At 46.0% G+C, this 17,024-nt stretch carries 20 protein-coding genes; 16 read left to right on the top strand and 4 right to left on the bottom strand.

Translation table 11 applies throughout. The annotated features are described in order from the left end of the window. Window positions 1-5: 5 nt before the first annotated feature. A complete protein-coding gene (locus ACTF5U_RS03810) occupies window positions 6-1,340 on the bottom strand; it encodes an OprO/OprP family phosphate-selective porin (RefSeq protein WP_438970314.1) in 1,335 nt (444 codons plus the stop codon). A 125-nt stretch (window positions 1,341-1,465) separates the two neighbouring features. Here ACTF5U_RS03810 and ACTF5U_RS03805 point away from each other — a divergent pair, with 125 nt between their 5' ends. Continuing rightward, window positions 1,466-2,536 carry a substrate-binding domain-containing protein gene (locus ACTF5U_RS03805; RefSeq protein WP_438970313.1) on the top strand — a complete coding sequence of 357 codons (1,071 nt, stop codon included), beginning with the start codon at window positions 1,466-1,468 and terminating at the stop codon, window positions 2,534-2,536. Window positions 2,537-2,543: 7 nt separating this feature from the next. Here the strand turns inward: ACTF5U_RS03805 and moaC are convergent, their stop codons facing one another. Further along, entirely contained in the window at window positions 2,544-3,020 is a 477-nt protein-coding gene (gene moaC, locus ACTF5U_RS03800; RefSeq protein ID WP_438970312.1) for a cyclic pyranopterin monophosphate synthase MoaC, read from the bottom strand. 46 nt (window positions 3,021-3,066) lie between these two features. Between moaC and ACTF5U_RS03795 the strand changes: the two genes are divergently transcribed. From ACTF5U_RS03795 to ACTF5U_RS03785, 3 genes are read left to right on the top strand one after another with little or no spacing between them, the layout of a single operon-like run. Continuing rightward, a complete protein-coding gene (locus ACTF5U_RS03795) occupies window positions 3,067-3,294 on the top strand; it encodes a MoaD/ThiS family protein (RefSeq protein ID WP_438970311.1) in 228 nt (75 codons plus the stop codon). Window position 3,295: 1 nt separating this feature from the next. Beyond that, the gene (locus ACTF5U_RS03790) at window positions 3,296-3,742 is read left to right on the top strand and encodes a molybdenum cofactor biosynthesis protein MoaE (protein ID WP_438970310.1); all 447 of its coding nucleotides are present in this window, start codon (window positions 3,296-3,298) and stop codon (window positions 3,740-3,742) included. A gap of 1 nt (window position 3,743) precedes the next feature. Then, the gene (locus ACTF5U_RS03785; protein WP_438970309.1) at window positions 3,744-4,139 is read left to right on the top strand and encodes an MAPEG family protein; all 396 of its coding nucleotides are present in this window, start codon (window positions 3,744-3,746) and stop codon (window positions 4,137-4,139) included. Here the strand turns inward: ACTF5U_RS03785 and ubiD are convergent. Beyond that, window positions 4,136-5,602, bottom strand: coding sequence for a 4-hydroxy-3-polyprenylbenzoate decarboxylase (gene ubiD, locus ACTF5U_RS03780; protein ID WP_438970308.1), 1,467 nt, complete (start codon window positions 5,600-5,602; stop codon window positions 4,136-4,138). The genes ACTF5U_RS03785 and ubiD overlap by 4 nt on opposite strands. Window positions 5,603-5,915: 313 nt before the next feature. Here ubiD and ACTF5U_RS03775 point away from each other — a divergent pair, with 313 nt between their 5' ends. The 3 genes from ACTF5U_RS03775 to ACTF5U_RS03765 all read left to right on the top strand — a co-directional run bounded on the left by ACTF5U_RS03775 (window position 5,916) and on the right by ACTF5U_RS03765 (window position 7,375). After that, a complete protein-coding gene (locus tag ACTF5U_RS03775) occupies window positions 5,916-6,182 on the top strand; it encodes a DksA/TraR family C4-type zinc finger protein (RefSeq protein ID WP_438970307.1) in 267 nt (88 codons plus the stop codon). 155 nt (window positions 6,183-6,337) lie between these two features. After that, entirely contained in the window at window positions 6,338-6,745 is a 408-nt protein-coding gene (locus tag ACTF5U_RS03770; protein ID WP_438970306.1) for a helix-turn-helix domain-containing protein, read from the top strand. Window positions 6,746-6,958: 213 nt separating this feature from the next. After that, window positions 6,959-7,375, top strand: a complete 417-nt coding sequence (locus ACTF5U_RS03765) for a hypothetical protein (protein ID WP_438970305.1) — start codon at window positions 6,959-6,961, stop codon at window positions 7,373-7,375. A 53-nt stretch (window positions 7,376-7,428) separates the two neighbouring features. Here ACTF5U_RS03765 and prlC read toward each other — a convergent pair whose 3' ends face one another. Further along, window positions 7,429-9,468 (bottom strand): oligopeptidase A, encoded by a 2,040-nt coding sequence (gene prlC / locus ACTF5U_RS03760; protein WP_438970304.1) that lies wholly within the window; start codon window positions 9,466-9,468, stop codon window positions 7,429-7,431. A 140-nt stretch (window positions 9,469-9,608) separates the two neighbouring features. On the opposite strand from prlC, the gene ACTF5U_RS03755 reads away from it, so the two are divergent. The 9 genes from ACTF5U_RS03755 to lptB all read left to right on the top strand — a co-directional run bounded on the left by ACTF5U_RS03755 (window position 9,609) and on the right by lptB (window position 16,993). After that, entirely contained in the window at window positions 9,609-10,403 is a 795-nt protein-coding gene (locus tag ACTF5U_RS03755) for a UDP-2,3-diacylglucosamine diphosphatase (protein WP_438970303.1), read from the top strand. Then, complete coding sequence (locus ACTF5U_RS03750; RefSeq protein ID WP_438970302.1) at window positions 10,403-11,455, top strand: glycosyltransferase family 4 protein; 1,053 nt, start codon at window positions 10,403-10,405, stop codon at window positions 11,453-11,455. The genes ACTF5U_RS03755 and ACTF5U_RS03750 overlap by 1 nt, the downstream gene beginning before the upstream one ends. A 132-nt stretch (window positions 11,456-11,587) precedes the next feature. Then, window positions 11,588-12,313 carry an MlaA family lipoprotein gene (locus tag ACTF5U_RS03745; RefSeq protein ID WP_438970301.1) on the top strand — a complete coding sequence of 242 codons (726 nt, stop codon included), beginning with the start codon at window positions 11,588-11,590 and terminating at the stop codon, window positions 12,311-12,313. A gap of 99 nt (window positions 12,314-12,412) precedes the next feature. Further along, window positions 12,413-13,396, top strand: a complete 984-nt coding sequence (locus ACTF5U_RS03740) for a calcium/sodium antiporter (protein ID WP_438970300.1) — start codon at window positions 12,413-12,415, stop codon at window positions 13,394-13,396. Then, window positions 13,396-14,373: a KpsF/GutQ family sugar-phosphate isomerase gene (locus tag ACTF5U_RS03735; protein ID WP_438970299.1), complete on the top strand. Its 978-nt coding sequence runs from the start codon at window positions 13,396-13,398 to the stop codon at window positions 14,371-14,373. Before ACTF5U_RS03740 ends, ACTF5U_RS03735 begins: the two co-directional genes overlap by 1 nt. A 12-nt stretch (window positions 14,374-14,385) precedes the next feature. After that, on the top strand, window positions 14,386-14,907 hold the full coding sequence (gene kdsC, locus ACTF5U_RS03730) for a 3-deoxy-manno-octulosonate-8-phosphatase KdsC (protein ID WP_438970298.1): 522 nt from the start codon (window positions 14,386-14,388) through the stop codon (window positions 14,905-14,907). After that, window positions 14,891-15,460: an LPS export ABC transporter periplasmic protein LptC gene (gene lptC, locus ACTF5U_RS03725; protein ID WP_438970297.1), complete on the top strand. Its 570-nt coding sequence runs from the start codon at window positions 14,891-14,893 to the stop codon at window positions 15,458-15,460. The genes kdsC and lptC overlap by 17 nt, the downstream gene beginning before the upstream one ends. Continuing rightward, window positions 15,441-16,253 (top strand): lipopolysaccharide transport periplasmic protein LptA, encoded by an 813-nt coding sequence (lptA, locus tag ACTF5U_RS03720; RefSeq protein ID WP_438970296.1) that lies wholly within the window; start codon window positions 15,441-15,443, stop codon window positions 16,251-16,253. The genes lptC and lptA overlap by 20 nt, the downstream gene beginning before the upstream one ends. Before the next feature lie 14 nt (window positions 16,254-16,267). Further along, entirely contained in the window at window positions 16,268-16,993 is a 726-nt protein-coding gene (gene lptB / locus ACTF5U_RS03715) for an LPS export ABC transporter ATP-binding protein (protein WP_438970295.1), read from the top strand. Window positions 16,994-17,024: the final 31 nt, after the last annotated feature.

The raw sequence follows: 17,024 nt of genomic DNA, 5'->3' as shown, positions 1-17,024 counted from the left end.
AATGACTAGAACGCCCACTGACTCCGGACCTGGAGCACACTTGGTTCGTCTCCATCATTCGCACCGCCATCCACATCGAGCACGTCCACATAGTTTGCTGAGAAGCGCAAGGTCGGCGATGGATACCAGTTCAAACCCAAGGTGACTGAATCCGCTTCACCACCATCAATCTCAGCATCGCTCAAATCAACCGTGCTGTAACGTAATGCCATCTCCCAGGCACCGATACCGCCTTCCCCCACATTGGCTTTTGGTGAAATACCGCCAAACTTGCCGTTTTTGTAGTTACGTGACTCGCCTGTCAGGAAATACCCGGCCTGTGCATACCAGCCATTAAAGTCCAGATCTTTGCCTGCATCACGATTGACTGAAGTGGTAATGTATTCCGCCTGCGCGGAGAAGGGTCCTTGTACGGTAGCGATTTCGGCGCCGACTTTATAAAAATCATTCACCGCTGCAATGACGTTTGTATCAACAATACTGATACCTGAAAGATGCGATTCGGCTTGCTGTTTAAATTGCGCCTCGTTTGCTCCACCGGTTTCACGGTAGTTCAAACCTAAACCAAGGTGAATAACTTTTGTTTTGTCATTAACAGGCGCCCATGTGGCACGTGTGCCTAAGCCCCATCCTTCATCCTCTGCTCCACCTTTTTTACTCACCGTGTCACCGAATAAACCACCCGCCAGCGTCCAATGTTTGTTTGCTTTACTTGCCATCACGCCGATATGACGTCCGGCAGCAAAGGTTGAGGGCAGACCGCGCTCCATAAAGGAAATAAATTTCGAACTGGTTTGTTCCTGCAAGCTGAATGGGTCTTTGAAATTACCGGCTTTGAGCTCTAAATTATCAAAGCCTTTATAGGATAAGTAAGCGTCTTTGATACCCGTATTCCCTGAATTAACGAAGTCATACTGCAGCTTGTAGCCCCAGTCGTTATACATAGTGCCCTGAAGATAAAGTCTGGCGCGACGAATTTCAGTGCCATCCCCCATATCCGGTTCACCACCGTACGCAGCAGCATCGGCCTGCACCCGACCCCCTATTTTTGTGGTGAATTTTTCATCACGGGTTTTGATGTTAATACCTTTGTCTATGGTGACCTCGACATCAGACGGTTTTGTCGCTTCTGCCAGTTTTTTGTCCACTGCTGCTTTTTCTTCAGCTGACTGCGTCTTATTCTGCTCTAGCTCTGCCATCAAACGGCCATACTGTGCTTCAGAAACCATCCCGTTTTCATGCAGCATATTAATCAACGTTTCAATTTCTGAACCTGCGTAAGCTGCATTTGTCATCGTCAGCGCCACACTCGCTGCAACAAATGTCGTTTTCAATCTCATTTTATTTTTCCCAGTAACGATAAGTAAATTCGACATATATATGTTTACAATGTCATATATTGTGCAATGTGATGTATTCTATATCTCACTTAATGAATATAAAATATGAGAACTTGTGCATAATTATGGATATCAAAATCAACTTTCACTGGCAGCTTAGTCAACAGGGCGATACACACAACATTGATGCAGTACTGTTTCAATTGCTGGAAGCGGTTCAGCGGGAAGGTTCGCTGAAAAAGGCCACCGACAAAACCCTGGTTTCCTATCGTTTTGCCTGGGGTCTTTTGAATAAGTGGGAAAGTTTATTAGGTCAGCCGCTGGTCATTTTAGAGCGCGGCCGAGGAGCCAAACTGTCATCTATTGGCGAAAAGCTAATGCACTCAAACCGTCAATTGTCGGCATCTTTTGCACCGGAATTGGATAATTTTTCGACACAATTCAAACGTGAATTTGAGTCATTACTGGATCATAGCCGCGGTGACGGCTTCAACATTTTTGCCAGCCATGGCCTAGCAATTGGCACTTTGCGTGATCTCATCAATCAACAATCAGACTTCCAACTGGACTTGCACTTTCACGGCAGTCTGGACAGTCTGCGTGCGCTTCGCAATCGTGATTGTCATATTGCCGGCTTTCACATTCCGGAGGGCAAACTGGGTCAACAAATTATCTCGGATTACCTTGAATTAATCAGTGAAGGCACACATCAGTTGATCTATGTGGTCAAACGCAATCAAGGTCTGATGGTAGCTAAAGGCAATCCCAAACATATTGAAAGTATAAACTCACTGACTCAGCCTGATGTGACATTTATCAATCGTCAGGCCGATTCCGGTACCCGCTTATTATTTGACCAGTTACTTGAAGAGGCACAGATCGCCACCAGACAAGTTCAGGGTTACGAACAGGAAGAGTTTACCCATATGGCGGTTGCCGCAATGGTCGCCAGCGGTGCGGTCGACGTCGGTTTTGGAATCGCGCCTGTGGCCGACAAATTCAACCTTGAGTTTCTGCCAATCGCTTGGGAGCACTACTGTTTAGCCGTGCCAAATCAACTCATTGATGATGAGCGTGTTAAAGAGATTGTGTCTTTGTTAAAAAGTAAGGACTTTCATAACGCGCTGGAAGGATTCTCAGGCTATGACACTCGTCGCTCGGGCGAACATGTCAGTTTCAAGGCTATATTCAGCTAAGATGCGCTCACTCCGCTTTCCAGTGACCGCTTTTCCCCCCCTGCTTTTCAAGTAACCGGATGTTGTTCATTGTCATGCCACGGTCGACAGCTTTACACATATCGTAGATGGTGAGCAGAGTAACCTGAACGGCCGTCAGCGCCTCCATCTCAACGCCGGTCTGACCACTGGTACCGACTTGCACCTGACAATGAATAGCTGCATTGGCTTTATCAAGTTCAAACTCAACGCTGACTTTGCTTAACGCCAAAGGATGACAGAGCGGAATCAGATCAGACGTCTTTTTAGCCGCCATAATCCCGGCAATGCGCGCGATCCCAAGTACATCCCCTTTTTTATGACCACCCTGTTCAACTAAACCGAAGGTTTCAGGCAACATTGAGATGGTACCTGCAGCCACCGCAACCCTGTCGGTCACAGATTTAGCACCGACATCGACCATATGAGCTTCACCGGCCTGATTAAAATGGGTCAATTCAGACATCGCAAATGTTATCCTTAGACTTTAATTGCTTAGAACGATCAACCAGATGAGTATTCAAGTCAAATTTTTTGCCAGCCTGCGAGATAAGGTAAGTCAAGCCGAAGTTGAACTCGACGCTGCTAAAGATGCTGCTGAGGCCTGGGCTTTGGCAACAAATAATGCACCCCGCCCGGACAATATATTAGTGGCAATCAATCTCGACTATGCCCGCTTTGACACCCCTATCAAAGAGGGTGATGAAGTAGCCTTTTTTCCGCCGGTAACCGGAGGCTAAAGTGAGCAACTGGATCAGCGAACAGACTATCGAACCATGGCAGATTTTAGCTGATTGTGAAATGCAGCAGCCCACGGGTCAGCATGGAGCGACATCAAGCTTTATCGGTACCATGCGTGATTTCAGTGATCGCGAAAACCTTGAAAAAATGGTGCTGGAGCACTATCCACAGATGACTGAACGCTATATCGTCAAGCTGGAAAAACTCGCACGTGAGCGCTGGCCGTTGCAGGATTGTCTGATCGTACATCGCGTCGGCGATATTTATCCGGGCGATGCGATTGTCGTGATTGCCTGCTGGTCAGCTCATCGTCGGGCAGCCATAGATGCCTGCGATTGGCTCATCGAAGAGCTCAAACACAACGCCCCCTTCTGGAAAAAAGAATTCGGACCCGATGGCTCCCATTGGGTAGAAGAAAACACTGATGGACATAGTCCCGGGAAATAAAATGATTACAGCGTTATACGCCAGCCTTAGTGCTTTATTACTGGTCAAGCTGTCTTTACGTGTTATCAGCCTTCGGCGCAAACACCGGATTTCATTGGGTGATGGTGGTAATGCCGATTTACAGGCTGCGATTCGAACGCAGGGCAATGCAACTGAATACATTCCTATTATTCTGATTTTGATGATGCTGTTGGAATGGGCCACCGCCGCATGGTGGATTATTCATTTGGCAGGCATTGCAATGCTTGTAGGGCGTCTCTTCCATGCATCGGCAATTAGAACAAATAACTTCAAACACCGTGCTTTGGGTATGAAAATCACCTTCTTTTTGATCTTCACCTTAGCGGCTTTGAACATCTTCTATCTGATTGCCGGCTATTTTTTCACAAGCACTTAATCAAGTCCTAAGTCACTCCAAATCGCATCAATCCGAGCGGTGACTGTCGGATCTTTTTCAATCGGTCTGCCCCATTCACGATCCGTTTCACCAGGTAATTTATTGGTTGCATCCATTCCCATTTTCGAGCCAAGGCCTGATACCGGCGAAGCAAAATCCAGATAGTCAATCGGTGTATTTTCAACCAAGGTTGTGTCCCGAGCGGGATCCATTCGGGTCGTAATCGCCCAGATCACATCCTGCCAATCTCGCACATTTACATCATCATCAACGATGATCACAAATTTTGTATACATAAATTGTCTTAAAAATGACCAGACCCCCATCATTACCCGCTTGGCATGTCCCGGATATTGTTTCTTCATGCTCACCACCGCCATACGATAGGAACAACCTTCTGGTGGCAAATAGAAATCCACAATTTCTGGAAACTGCTTTTGCAGAATAGGCACAAACACTTCGTTGAGAGCTACTCCTAGAATGGCTGGCTCATCCGGTGGGCGTCCGGTGTAAGTGCTGTGATAAATCGGATCTTTGCGTTGGGTGATGCGCTCAATGGTAAACACAGGAAAGCTATCGACTTCGTTGTAATACCCCGTGTGATCGCCGTACGGCCCTTCCGGAGCCATATCATCCGGGTAAATATGTCCTTCCAAGACAATTTCAGCATTAGCCGGCACCTGCAAATCATTACCGATGCATTTCACCAACTCAGTTTTACTGCCTCGCAGTAACCCGGCAAACGCATATTCCGATAAGGTGTCAGGCACTGGAGTGACAGCACCGAGAATTGTCGCCGGGTCGCAGCCCAGAACAACACTGATAGGAAACGGCTCGCCCGGATTTTTCTGCTGCCATTCTTTGAAGTCCAGAGCGCCGCCACGGTGTGATAACCAACGCATAATCACACGGTTTTTAGCAATCACCTGTTGGCGATATATGCCGAGGTTCTGACGTTCTTTGTGTGGTCCTCTGGTGACTACCAGCCCCCACGTTATTAACGGTGCCGCATCTTCCGGCCAACAGAGTTGAATCGGATAGTTAGCGAGATCAATGTCGTCTCCCTCAATGACCTCTTGCTGGCACGCGGCTTTTTTAACAAGTTTCGGCCCCATATTCATAACCTGCCTGAAAATCGGCAATTTACTCCAGGCATCTTTCATACCCTTGGGCGGATCCGGCTCTTTCAAAAAGGCCAGTAATTTACCGACTTCACGCAAGGCTTCCACGGAGTCTTCCCCCATACCCATCGCCACCCGCTTAGGCGTGCCAAACAAGTTAAGCAGGGCAGGTACATTTGAGCCTTTTGGATTTTCAAATAACAGAGCCGGACCGCCAGACCGCAAAACTCGGTCAGCAATTTCTGTCATTTCCAAAGCGGGGTCCACTTCGGTGGTAATACGTTTTAACTCGCCCTGTTTTTCAAGACCGTTGATAAAGTCACGTAAATCGGTGTATTTCATTGCTGGATTATTCTTATTTTCGGATTCGGGTAGCTTAGCAGTTTATAGTTGATCTTTATTGATGTGAATCTAGCTGTAGAATCAAGTCCTATATGGGAGCCTATTTGTGTTTATTGCGAACACTTTCCTCTGCTCGTCCTCTTACCGGGCTTTTTCTCCAAAAATATTTCAACTCCTCAACACTATCTTTTGATCTGTTCCCAGGGTCAGGCTGAGAAAAATAAATGCAGACCTGCCAATTGCATTGAAATCATTGGGTTTACTCAATCAAAGGACTATACTTGAATTATAAAACAGTCGGTTGGAGGTTGTTATGGCTGGAGGATGGTCCCGAGATGGGGCAGTACAAGATCAAATTGATGCCAGTGTGGATGATGCCATTCAGCACGCGCGTGACAGCTTACCGAAGGGTGAGAGCCTGACGCATTGCGAGGAATGCGACGCAGAAATTCCAGAACGTCGCCGTGAGGTTATTCCAGGCGTGCGTTTGTGCGTGAACTGTCAGGAAATTATTGACGAAGAAAATAAAGCGGCTGGCTTGTTTAATCGCCGTGGCAGTAAAGACAGTCAACTACGCTGAGCATAGCTTTAGCACGCAACTAGAAAGGGTCTTCCCCCCTTTTTTCTGTTGTCATCAAATTGTCATATGGCACCATTAAGCTAAATGATCAGCTTTTATTTAAGTACGTTGCAGCAATAATTTGCATCTTAACGCTCACGATATGGAGTTTCAGTATGGCTAGCACTAAAAAGCTTCTCAGCCCAGCACAAGTAACCCAATGCAAGAAAATTGTCGGTTCTCAGACAGCGTTCAGCAGTCGGGCTGGCGTTCTTATCGCTGTTCATGACGGTGCCAGTCACGCTGAGGCTGCGACGCAAACAGGTTTAACGCTTGGACAAGTGCGTTATTGGGTTACGAAATTTCGTAAGCTTGGAATGGCGGCCTTTCCCAAGCCTGAAGCTGAAACAGTAGTGAATAAACAGCCAACGAAGAAACCTAACAAAGAAAAGTCGAACAAGAAGACTAAGAAAGACAAGAAAGACAAGAAAGACAAGAAAGACAAGAAAGACAAGAAAGACAAGAAAGACAAGAAAGACAAGAAACAGAATAAAAAAGATAAAAAGAAAGCGAAGAAAAAATAACGCGATACCAGAGATAATCCAAACGCATTCAGGGCACTTCGGTGCCCTTTTTATTTTCAACATTCAATAACAAACATCTCATACGTTTAAACTCCAAACTGGATTCATCAGGCTTAAACAGATACAGTTCACAGGAATTTTATTATTTGTGCCTTATGGTGCAAAGGCGAAGTTCGGTGCTTGTAACCGAACGTTTATCAAGAAGGACATGCCATGAAAAAATTATTACTACTTTTGCCTTTTGTCTTCGTAACGCAGCAAGCTATTGCAATTGACGCTCAGGATGAAGAAAACTACAAGCAACACTACAGTGAACAAGTTAAACCACTGGTTATGAAAAAACTCAGCGTTGATCGGCCTGAAATGACTGCGAGAGCCATCAAAACAGAAGCGAACTTTTACGTCACAAAAATGGCGAGTTGCCAGCTTGAAGGCTTAGGTAATCTACCTGAAGCTTATCGTGAAAAAGCTATTCTTCCTGTCGCCGCTGGCGAAGACATCGAAACCACAACCCGAGCATTGAACATGCAAATCAAACAGGACGTGGAAGACGGTAAACTCAACAAAGATAAAGCGATGAGTATGCTTCAGAATGCACAGCAAGCTGTTCAAATCTGCTTGAACTCGTAAGTTACTCGCTGTTTTATCAATCGAATTAAAAAAGGGCCTTTCGGCCCTTTTTATTATGCAGCGATACCGGAGTGTCGCAACAACGCATCAATTTCTGGCTCACGGCCCCGGAAGGCGATGAATAATTCCATCGGTTCTTTGGAGCCACCCTGCTCCAGAATGTTATTCAGGAATTCCAGCCCTGTCTCCCGATCAAAAATACCGTTTTCCTCAAACTTTGAGAAAGCGTCAGCTGACAATACTTCTGCCCACTTGTAGCTATAGTAGCCAGCAGCATAGCCACCAGCAAAGATATGAGCGAAGCTGTGAGCAAAGCGGTTGAATTTAGGTGGCTTAACCACAGTCACTTGTTCACGAACCTGGCTGAGAATTTTTTCAACCTGATTATCGCCATTGGGATCAAATTCCAGGTGTAGACGAAAATCAAAGATGGAAAACTCCAGCTGACGAAGCATCATCATCGCTGACTGGAAGTTACGGGCTGCGATCATTTTATTGTAGAGCTCATCAGGCAGCTTTTCCCCGGTTTCGTAATGACCGGAAATCAAATCCAATGCTTCCCGTTCCCAGCACCAGTTTTCCATAAACTGACTTGGCAGTTCAACGGCATCCCACGCAACACCGTTAATACCGGACACACCTGAATAATCAATCTTAGTCAGCATATGATGCAAACCATGACCAAACTCGTGAAATAACGTGGTGACTTCATCATGCGTGAACAAAGCCGGTTTATCACCTACGGGTTCTGAAAAGTTACAGGTCAGGAAAGCAACCGGTGTCTGAATACCGCTTTCGGTTTTACGACGAACCAGGCATTCATCCATCCACGCGCCACCTCGTTTATGTTGGCGAGCATAGAGATCCAGATAAAACTGACCACGTAATTCGCCTTTAGCATCGTGAATTTCAAAGAAACGCACATCTTTATGCCAGGTATCCACATCCTTCCGTTCAGTAATATCTAAACCGTAAAGTTTATTAACCACGGCAAACAAACCGTTAACCACTTTCTTTTCAGGAAAATACGGCTTCACTTCTTCTTGTGAGATGGCATAACGTTGCTGACGTAACTTCTCAGCAAAATAGGTCACATCCCAGGCTTGCAGATCATCCATGCCTGCCGTTTCTTTGGCATACGCTTTGAGTTCTTCAAACTCTTTTTCAGCGATCGGTTTGCTGCGTGAAGCCAGATCATTAAGAAAGTCCATTACCTGCTGTGGGCTTTGCGCCATTTTAGTCGCTAACGATCGTTCGGCATGGCTATCAAAGCCTAATAATTGGGCCAGTTCATGACGCAGTTTTAATATGTCTGCCATGACTTCCGTATTATCCCATTTACCGGCATCCGGACCTTGATCCGAGGCTTTTGTCGCAAATGCGGTGTACATTTCTTCACGTAAATCACGGTTATCGGCATAGGACATCACTGGCATATAAGAGGGAAAATCCAGGGTAAACACCCAGCCTTCCAGATCATCGCGTTTAGCAAATTGCTCCGCCATGGCAATGGTGGATTCAGGCAAACCGGACAACATGTCCTTATCGGTAATATGTTTTTTCCACGCATGGGTGGCATCAAGCAGATTTTCTTCAAACTTGGCACTCAACTCAGTCAGCTTTTGAGAGATTTGTTTGTATTGGTTTCGCTTATCCTGAGGCAATTCCACACCTGACAAACGAAAATCACGCACTGCATTATCAATGACTTTCTTCTGTGCTGTATCCAGCTGATTGTATTCATCACTTTCAGCTATTTTTTTATAGGCTTTATAGAGATCTTCATTTTGACCCAGCTCGGTACCAAACTCGCTCAGCATGGTCAGGCAAGCGTTATAGGCTTGACGCAGCTCTTCCGAATTCACTACAGAATTCATATGACTCACCGGTGACCAGATCTGGTCGATATAGCATTCCATTTCTTCCATCGGTTCCACCAGAGTTTCCCAGGTTGGGTTGTCGAGCCCTTTCAAAAGGTTCTCAACCGATTGTTTTGCTTCTTGTATCGCTTGTGTCACAGCTGGCTCAACATGCTCGGGCTGTATCCGGGAAAACGGTGGCAAGGTGAATGTTTCTAATAATGGATTGCTCATATCACTCTCTATTGTTTTGCTGACTTGGAAGTAGGACAACTGATTTCATTACTTGTCGTCATCGTTCTGCAACAAAAAATTCATCTTGTTGCAACATCAATTGGTTACTGTGCGCTCAATCATATAGATAAGGGCACATTATGCAAAAACAAGTCAGTCACCACGAGAAAATAAAAGTTCGAAGCGTCTGGATTTCAGATATTCATCTCGGTTTTCGCGGTTGCAGTGCTGATTTTCTGCTTGATTTTTTACACAAAGTCGAATGTGATTACTTGTATCTGGTCGGGGATATCATTGATGTCTGGGAAATGAAGAAAAAGATGTTCTGGCCTCAGGCGCACAATAATGTCATCCGTACCTTACTCGGTAAAGCAAAGCACAATACCAAGGTGGTGTATGTCCCTGGTAATCACGATGAAGTATTACGTGATTTTGATGGCGCCGTGTTTGGTAACGTTGAAATTCAAAACGAAGTCATTCACACCACCGCCGACAATAGAAAACTATTGATCTTGCATGGCGATCAATTTGATAGCGTGGTGAAAATATCCCCGCTTCTGGCAAAAGTTGGCAGTCGTCTTTACGAATACCTGTTGAGAGCCAACCGCTGGGTGAATTACGTCCGGCGCAAGCTTGGATTTTCCTACTGGTCTTTAGCGGCGTTTTTGAAACATCGCGTCAAAAATGCAGTGCAGTACATCAGCAACTTTGAAGAAGCTGTTGCGCATGAAGCGGCTCGTCAAGGAGTAGATGGTGTGGTCTGCGGCCACATTCACCGTGCAGAAATTACTCGTCATTTCGAGATTGATTATTTCAACTGCGGCGATTGGGTAGAGAGTTGCACTGCCTTGGTCGAACACCCTGATGGCCGGATGGAAATACTTAACTGGACTGAAATTGTTGATGAGACCCACTCCGTTGTGCAGGCAGCCTGATGAAAATCGTCATCATCACTGATGCCTGGAGTCCTCAGGTCAATGGCGTTGTGCGGACTCTGAAACAAACCCGCAAAAACCTGATGCTACTGGGACATGATGTTCACCTTGTGACACCTGAAAGTTTTAAAACGGTGCCCTGTCCAAGCTATCCCAGTATTCGCCTTGCCGTATTTCCGGGCCGGAAAGTGCGAGAAATATTAAATAAGCTCAACGCTGATGCAGTTCATATCGCAACTGAAGGGCCGCTCGGTATGGCTGCAAGACGCTGGTGTATTAAACATCGGGTTAATTTCACAACGTCTTATCACACGCAATTCCCTGAGTACCTTCAACTGCGTTTACCTATCCCACTCAGCTGGAGTTACGCCTGGTTTCGTCGATTCCATGGCAAGGCCGTTCGCACATTAGTCCCGACACAATCGCAAAAACAACGGTTGTTAGATAATGGTTTCGAGCATATTGAGGTATGGGGTCGCGGGGTTGATACCGAGATTTTCACACCGGATAACCCTCAAAAGCTGAATCTGACTCCTCCTATCATGCTCAATATGGGGCGTGTTGCTATTGAAAAGAATATTGAAGCCTTCCTGAATTTAAACTTATCAGGCAGTAAAGTCGTGGTGGGAGACGGCCCGGATTTGAAACAACTGCAAGAACGCTATCCGGATGTATTGTTTACAGGTGCCAAATTCGGCAAAGAACTCGCCTCTTATGTCGCTGCAGCAGATGTGTTTGTATTTCCAAGTAAAACAGACACATTCGGTCTGGTCATTTTAGAAGCAATGGCCTGTGGTGTACCTGTAGCCGCCTACCCCGTTACGGGTCCTGCTGATGTGATTGAAAACGGGGTAACCGGTCATTTAAATAATGACCTAAGTCAGGCTGTAAAGGATTGCTCCACCATAAACCCCAAACGTTGCATCGAGTTTGCTCAGAAAAATAGTTGGCTGGCGTGTACGGAAGTGTTTGCTGACTTCATGCATGACAATAAAGAGCCAACCAATAAACGAAACGACGCTATTACAAACCAGGCATTCTGGTGTCTTTGAAAATTTGTTGCATTTTTACAACGGAGGCATCCCTTCTTTGCCAATATAACAACAGAATAGCTTGATCGGCACAGGTCCCCGTGAGATTATTCTTCCGACCAAATTAAAGAAGAAAACAGGGAACTTAATTCGATGTCGAACTTCAGCGCATTTGTCAGGCTCAGTCTGATTACTACATTTTTGCTGATGACTGGGTGTGCAACGACCAACCAGTCAGCGGGTGTGAATGATCCATTGGAAGGATATAACCGGGCGATGTACCAATTTAATGATGCGCTAGATACCGCCGTCATCAAGCCCGTTGCTAAGGGTTACGATACGGTCGTACCCGCTCCAATCAGTCATGGTGTCAGCAACTTTTTCAGTAACCTGAATGACATCACAGTCATCATCAACGATTTGTTACAAGGTAAATTCAATCAGGCTTACCGCGACACCTATCGTTTTGTTGTGAATACCACCGTAGGCGTTGCCGGTATCTTTGACGTGGCAAGCTTGAACGGCTTCACCAAAAACAACGAAGACTTTGGTCAGACATTAGGTGTGTGGGGTGCAAAACCCGGCGCCTACATTGTTTTACCATTGTTTGGCCCACGCAATGTGCGTGACTCTTTTGGCCTGGTTGGTGACATGTTTACTGATCCTGTCATGTATGTTGAAGGCGACGATGCGCGTTTAGCTATCGTTGGTACACGTGTCATTGATTCACGTGCCAGCTTACTCAGTGCTGAAAAAGTGTTGGATGAAGCGGCTACTGACGAATACAGCTATGTTCGTGATGCCTACATGCAACGGCGCCAACATCTGGTCTATGATGGCCTTCCACCGGAAGACGATTTCGACGTTTTCGCCGAGTAATAACACAACAGGCGTTCAAGCCTTTATAATTAAGAGCCGGGTTCAGCCCGGCTTTTTTATGTTTCATATAACGGCTTAGATGCCACAATAACGGACGTTATGACTACATTATTCTTTATTCTCTCTATCGTTGCCGGTTTTGCAGTATTGATTTGGGGTGCAGACCGCTTTATCGATGGCGCGGCGAATCTTGCATCAAATCTCGGCGTATCGCCATTAATAGTGGGTCTGACTATTGTCGGATTTGGTACATCAGCCCCTGAAATGCTGGTGTCAGCGTTAGCCGCCTTCGAGGGCTCACCGGCACTGGGGATTGGTAATGCTATCGGCTCCAACATTACCAACGTGGGTCTGGTATTGGGTATAACGCTATTGATCACCCCGCTTGTCGTTCACTCCGATACCTTACGTCGTGAATTCCCTGTGCTGGCTTTTGTCATGCTTGCATCACTCGTCCTGATACTCGACGGTGATATGGATAGAACAGATGGCGGCATCTTACTCGTCGGTTTTATTCTGACCCTCTGTGGAATGGCATGGCTCGCAATTCACAGCACTAAACAAGATCCCATAGAAAAAGAATTCGAAAAAGAATATGCCACCCCCTCAATGACAACCAAACAGTCGGCAATCTATTTTGTAATTGGTCTGATTGCTTTACTCGTTGGATCAAAAGCCTTGGTTTGGGGGGCAACCGGTGTGGCCCAGTTACTGGGCGTCAGCGATCTCATCATCGGTCTGACTATAGTAGCAATTGGAACCAGCCTGCCGGAATTAGCGGCATCGGTTATATCTGCATTGAAAAATGAGCATGATATTGCTGTCGGTAACATACTCGGTTCAAATATTTTTAACTTGCTGGCTGTTCTCGCCATGCCCGGCCTTATTGCACCATCCGATACCGACCCGTTATTGCTCTATCGTGACTTTCCTTTCATGATCGGACTGGCGCTTGGCTTATATCTACTAGCCCGTTTTTGTAAGCAGGGTCGTATTGGTCGATTCGCTGGTGTATTGATGTTAGTTGTCTATATCGGCTATAACGGACTATTAGCGTATCAAAACACGCCCGGACTCAGCTGATGACAATCGAACACGACAAGTTGAAAAAATTGGCTTTAGCAGTACTTGATACTGAACTATCTGCCATTACAGCGTTACGTGAGCGCATCAATGAAGCGTTTTTGAAAGCCTGTGATTATATGCTTGCCTGTGACGGTCGCATTGTCGTAATAGGCATGGGTAAATCCGGCCACATCGGCGGTAAGATTGCTGCCACATTAGCCAGTACTGGCACACCGGCTTTTTTCGTTCATCCTGGTGAAGCAAGCCATGGTGATATGGGTATGATCACCGACAAAGATGTGGTTTTGGCTTTATCCAACTCCGGTGAAACAACCGAAATCCTGACTATTTTGCCGCTGATAAAACGTTTGGGCGTACCCTTCGTTGCAATGACAGGCAAACCGGATTCCACGCTGGGAAAATGCGCTGATGCCCACATTGATGTCAGCGTTGAACGTGAAGCATGTCCGCTTGGCCTTGCCCCTACTTCAAGCACCACAGCCGCCTTAGTAATGGGTGATGCGCTGGCCGTCGCGCTGCTTGAGGCCAGGGGGTTTACTGCCGAAGATTTTGCCATGTCACATCCCGGTGGTTTATTAGGTCGTCGTTTGTTGTTGCATGTCAGCGATATTATGCATACCGGTATCGCCGTGCCTCGAGTCGATGAGTCCGTGTTGATTAGCGAAGCATTAATCGAAATGTCTGCTAAAGGTCTGGGAATGACTGCAGTATCAAATGCCAATAATGAAATCGTCGGCATTTTTACCGATGGTGACTTACGTCGCGTTTTGGCACAGGAAATTAATATTCATACCCAGCCATTATCAGATTATGTCACTCATGAATGTAAAACCGGACGCCCGGATATGCTGGCTGCAGAGGCTCTTGAGTTGATGCAACGCTTCAAAATTAATGCCTTACTCATCCTTGATGAAAAGCAACAATTACAGGGCGCTATCAATATGCACGATTTGCTTCGCGCAGGTGTGGTTTAACAGGAAACAAACATGCAGGATATTCTGGAAAAGGCAAAAAAAATTAAACTAGTTGTGTTTGATGTCGACGGCGTCTTAACCGACGGCCGAATCATTATTGGCGACGATGGTGAGGAGTATAAAGCGTTTCATTCACGTGACGGTCATGGCATGAAACTGCTGCAGTATACCGGTGTCGAAATTGCGATTATCACCGGACGTACATCTAAAACGGTCGAGCACCGCATGACCAGCTTGGGTATAAAACATGTTTATCAAGGCAAACGAATCAAACTGCCTGTGTTTGAAGCCTTAGTAAGGGAATTGGGTCTGTCAGCGGATGAGTGCGCCTATGTGGGTGATGACTGGGTTGATTTATCGATTATGAGTCGTGTCGGTCTGGCCGTGGCTGTTCAAGACGCTGATGCTGTGGTCAAAAAACATGCGCATTGGATCACACCTTCAAACGGTGGTCATGGTGCTGCTCGTGAAGTCTGTGAATTAATTATGGAAGGACAGGGCAACCTGCAAGATCAAATTGAACGCCATTTCTAAACTTTCTTTACCCGTCAAATTGGCTATCGTTGCGGTATTTATGATTGGTGTCTGGCTTTTGCTTGATAATGAGGTTACGCAACCTGATATGCAAAATCAGACAACACGCACCAGTGATTACGCTATGACAGATTTTACGATGACCATTATGGATATTGATGGCACGCCAGATCGGGTTATCAAAGGCAAGGAAATGGCTCATTATCCGAAAGATGATTCCACAGAAATGATTGATCCCATTACCGAGTTCCTAGAGCCGGGTCAGGATGCCTGGATCATTGAGTCAGAGCTGGGACAGACCCAAGGTGATGCTGACACTATCCTGCTGACAGGAAATGTTATTATCACCAATAAAGATAATCCCTCGTTTCAAATGCTGACAGAAAAATTGACCTTAGATACCAAGTTAAATACGGCCTACACGGATCAACCTGTCACTATTCACTCACCCCAGGGTGACACAGAATCTGTGGGCTTACATGCCGCTTTAAACGATGAAACAATCAACCTGCACTCAAGAGTGAAAGGACAATATGATGCCCCTGCAAAATAAATTAGTCACGATTCTATTGCTGGTTTTACCCACATTAAGTTGGGCACTACCCAGTGATCGCGAACAACCGATTAATATAGAAGCCGATCACGCTCAACTCGATGATCGTGAAGGCGTCACTCAATATAAAGGTGATGCCATTCTGACTCAGGGCACATTGCGTATTGAAGGTGACATCATCACCTTTTACTACGACGAAAATAAACAAATTGAAAAAATGGTGGCTCAGGGTAAACGGGCTACTTATAAACAAGTGCATAAACCCGGTGAAGCACCTGTCCGTGCCAAAGCATTACAAATGGAATATTTTGCCGGTCGTCAGAAAATTTACCTAATTGGCGAAGGGCATGTCTGGCAATCTGGTGATGAATTCACCGGCAACCGAATCGAATACGATATTGAAAGAAATGTGGTCACAGCCAACTCTGCCCCGGTTTCTGTCGGCGGTGAAAAGAAGGAAAAAGGGCGTGTACACATCATTATTCAGCCTCCAGGCAACAAAAAGAAAACGACGCCTGACACCCCCAAAACGGATAAACAAGCAGCCCCGGCTGCTGACACTAACAGCTCTGTTTCAAATACTGACAAAGCAGATAAAGGCTACCCTACAGCGATGACCACCACAGCACTTAATGTGCGATCGGGTCCAGGTACGCATTATCTCAAAATCGGTACCTTCGCTCCTTCACTGGAAGTGATTGTACTAACACGGCAGGAAGCCTGGGCTCAGGTACGAGGTACGATCGACGGTGAAGTCGTGATTGGCTGGGTCAACAGCCGTTACATTAAATAGCCCCGCTTAAGTCAATGAGCATGTTATCTGCACAGCAACTGGCAAAACGCTATGGTGACCGTCAAGTCGTCAAGGACATTTCGCTGGATGTAAAAAGTGGCGAAATTGTTGGTCTACTAGGGCCAAATGGTGCCGGTAAGACGACAAGCTTTTACATGATTGTTGGTTTAATTCCGGTCGATTATGGCTACATTTATCTGGATCAACAGGAACTGACGGAATATCCCATTCATGACAGAGCCAGACTGGGAATTGGTTATTTACCTCAGGAAGCCTCGGTATTTCGCAAACTGAGTGTTGAAGATAATCTGTATGCCATTATCGAAACCCGGGATGAACTTGATACAGACCAGAAGCACGATCTGCTGGAACGTCTACTGGCAGATTTTCATATTGACCATATCCGCAAATCCAAGGGTATGGCCTTATCAGGTGGTGAAAGAAGACGGGTTGAGATAGCCCGCGCTTTGGCGATGGACCCACAATTTATTTTGCTGGATGAGCCATTCGCAGGGGTTGACCCTATCTCGGTATTAGATATTCAGGGAATAATCAAAGAACTGGCTGAACGTGGTATTGGTATATTAATTACAGACCATAATGTGCGGGAAACACTTAATGTATGCCAGCGCGCTTATATATTCAATGAAGGCGAAGTTATCGCTCGCGGCACACCTGATGAAATACTTAAGGATAAAAAGGTATTGAGCGTTTATTTGGGCCGTGATTTCAGAATGTAAGTGTATTTCAGTAGCGTAAACCTGAACGGTT

It is taken from the genome of Methylophaga sp. (assembly GCF_965655755.1).
In the GTDB taxonomy this organism is placed as follows: domain Bacteria; phylum Pseudomonadota; class Gammaproteobacteria; order Nitrosococcales; family Methylophagaceae; genus Methylophaga.
This window is presented reverse-complemented; position numbering and strand designations above follow the sequence as displayed.

Coding starts and splice junctions, on each gene's coding strand:
- ACTF5U_RS03745 (WP_438970301.1), top strand. CDS start 11,588: ATGTCGAACTTCAGCGCATTTGTCAGGCTCAGTCTGATTACTACATTT.
- ubiD (WP_438970308.1), bottom strand. CDS start 5,602: ATGAAATACACCGATTTACGTGACTTTATCAACGGTCTTGAAAAACAG.
- ACTF5U_RS03735 (WP_438970299.1), top strand. CDS start 13,396: ATGACAATCGAACACGACAAGTTGAAAAAATTGGCTTTAGCAGTACTT.
- ACTF5U_RS03765 (WP_438970305.1), top strand. CDS start 6,959: ATGAAAAAATTATTACTACTTTTGCCTTTTGTCTTCGTAACGCAGCAA.
- ACTF5U_RS03770 (WP_438970306.1), top strand. CDS start 6,338: ATGGCTAGCACTAAAAAGCTTCTCAGCCCAGCACAAGTAACCCAATGC.
- moaC (WP_438970312.1), bottom strand. CDS start 3,020: ATGTCTGAATTGACCCATTTTAATCAGGCCGGTGAAGCTCATATGGTC.
- ACTF5U_RS03775 (WP_438970307.1), top strand. CDS start 5,916: ATGGCTGGAGGATGGTCCCGAGATGGGGCAGTACAAGATCAAATTGAT.
- ACTF5U_RS03750 (WP_438970302.1), top strand. CDS start 10,403: ATGAAAATCGTCATCATCACTGATGCCTGGAGTCCTCAGGTCAATGGC.
- lptA (WP_438970296.1), top strand. CDS start 15,441: ATGATGCCCCTGCAAAATAAATTAGTCACGATTCTATTGCTGGTTTTA.
- lptB (WP_438970295.1), top strand. CDS start 16,268: ATGAGCATGTTATCTGCACAGCAACTGGCAAAACGCTATGGTGACCGT.
- kdsC (WP_438970298.1), top strand. CDS start 14,386: ATGCAGGATATTCTGGAAAAGGCAAAAAAAATTAAACTAGTTGTGTTT.
- prlC (WP_438970304.1), bottom strand. CDS start 9,468: ATGAGCAATCCATTATTAGAAACATTCACCTTGCCACCGTTTTCCCGG.
- ACTF5U_RS03805 (WP_438970313.1), top strand. CDS start 1,466: ATGGATATCAAAATCAACTTTCACTGGCAGCTTAGTCAACAGGGCGAT.
- ACTF5U_RS03755 (WP_438970303.1), top strand. CDS start 9,609: ATGCAAAAACAAGTCAGTCACCACGAGAAAATAAAAGTTCGAAGCGTC.
- ACTF5U_RS03795 (WP_438970311.1), top strand. CDS start 3,067: ATGAGTATTCAAGTCAAATTTTTTGCCAGCCTGCGAGATAAGGTAAGT.
- ACTF5U_RS03810 (WP_438970314.1), bottom strand. CDS start 1,340: ATGAGATTGAAAACGACATTTGTTGCAGCGAGTGTGGCGCTGACGATG.
- ACTF5U_RS03740 (WP_438970300.1), top strand. CDS start 12,413: ATGACTACATTATTCTTTATTCTCTCTATCGTTGCCGGTTTTGCAGTA.
- ACTF5U_RS03785 (WP_438970309.1), top strand. CDS start 3,744: ATGATTACAGCGTTATACGCCAGCCTTAGTGCTTTATTACTGGTCAAG.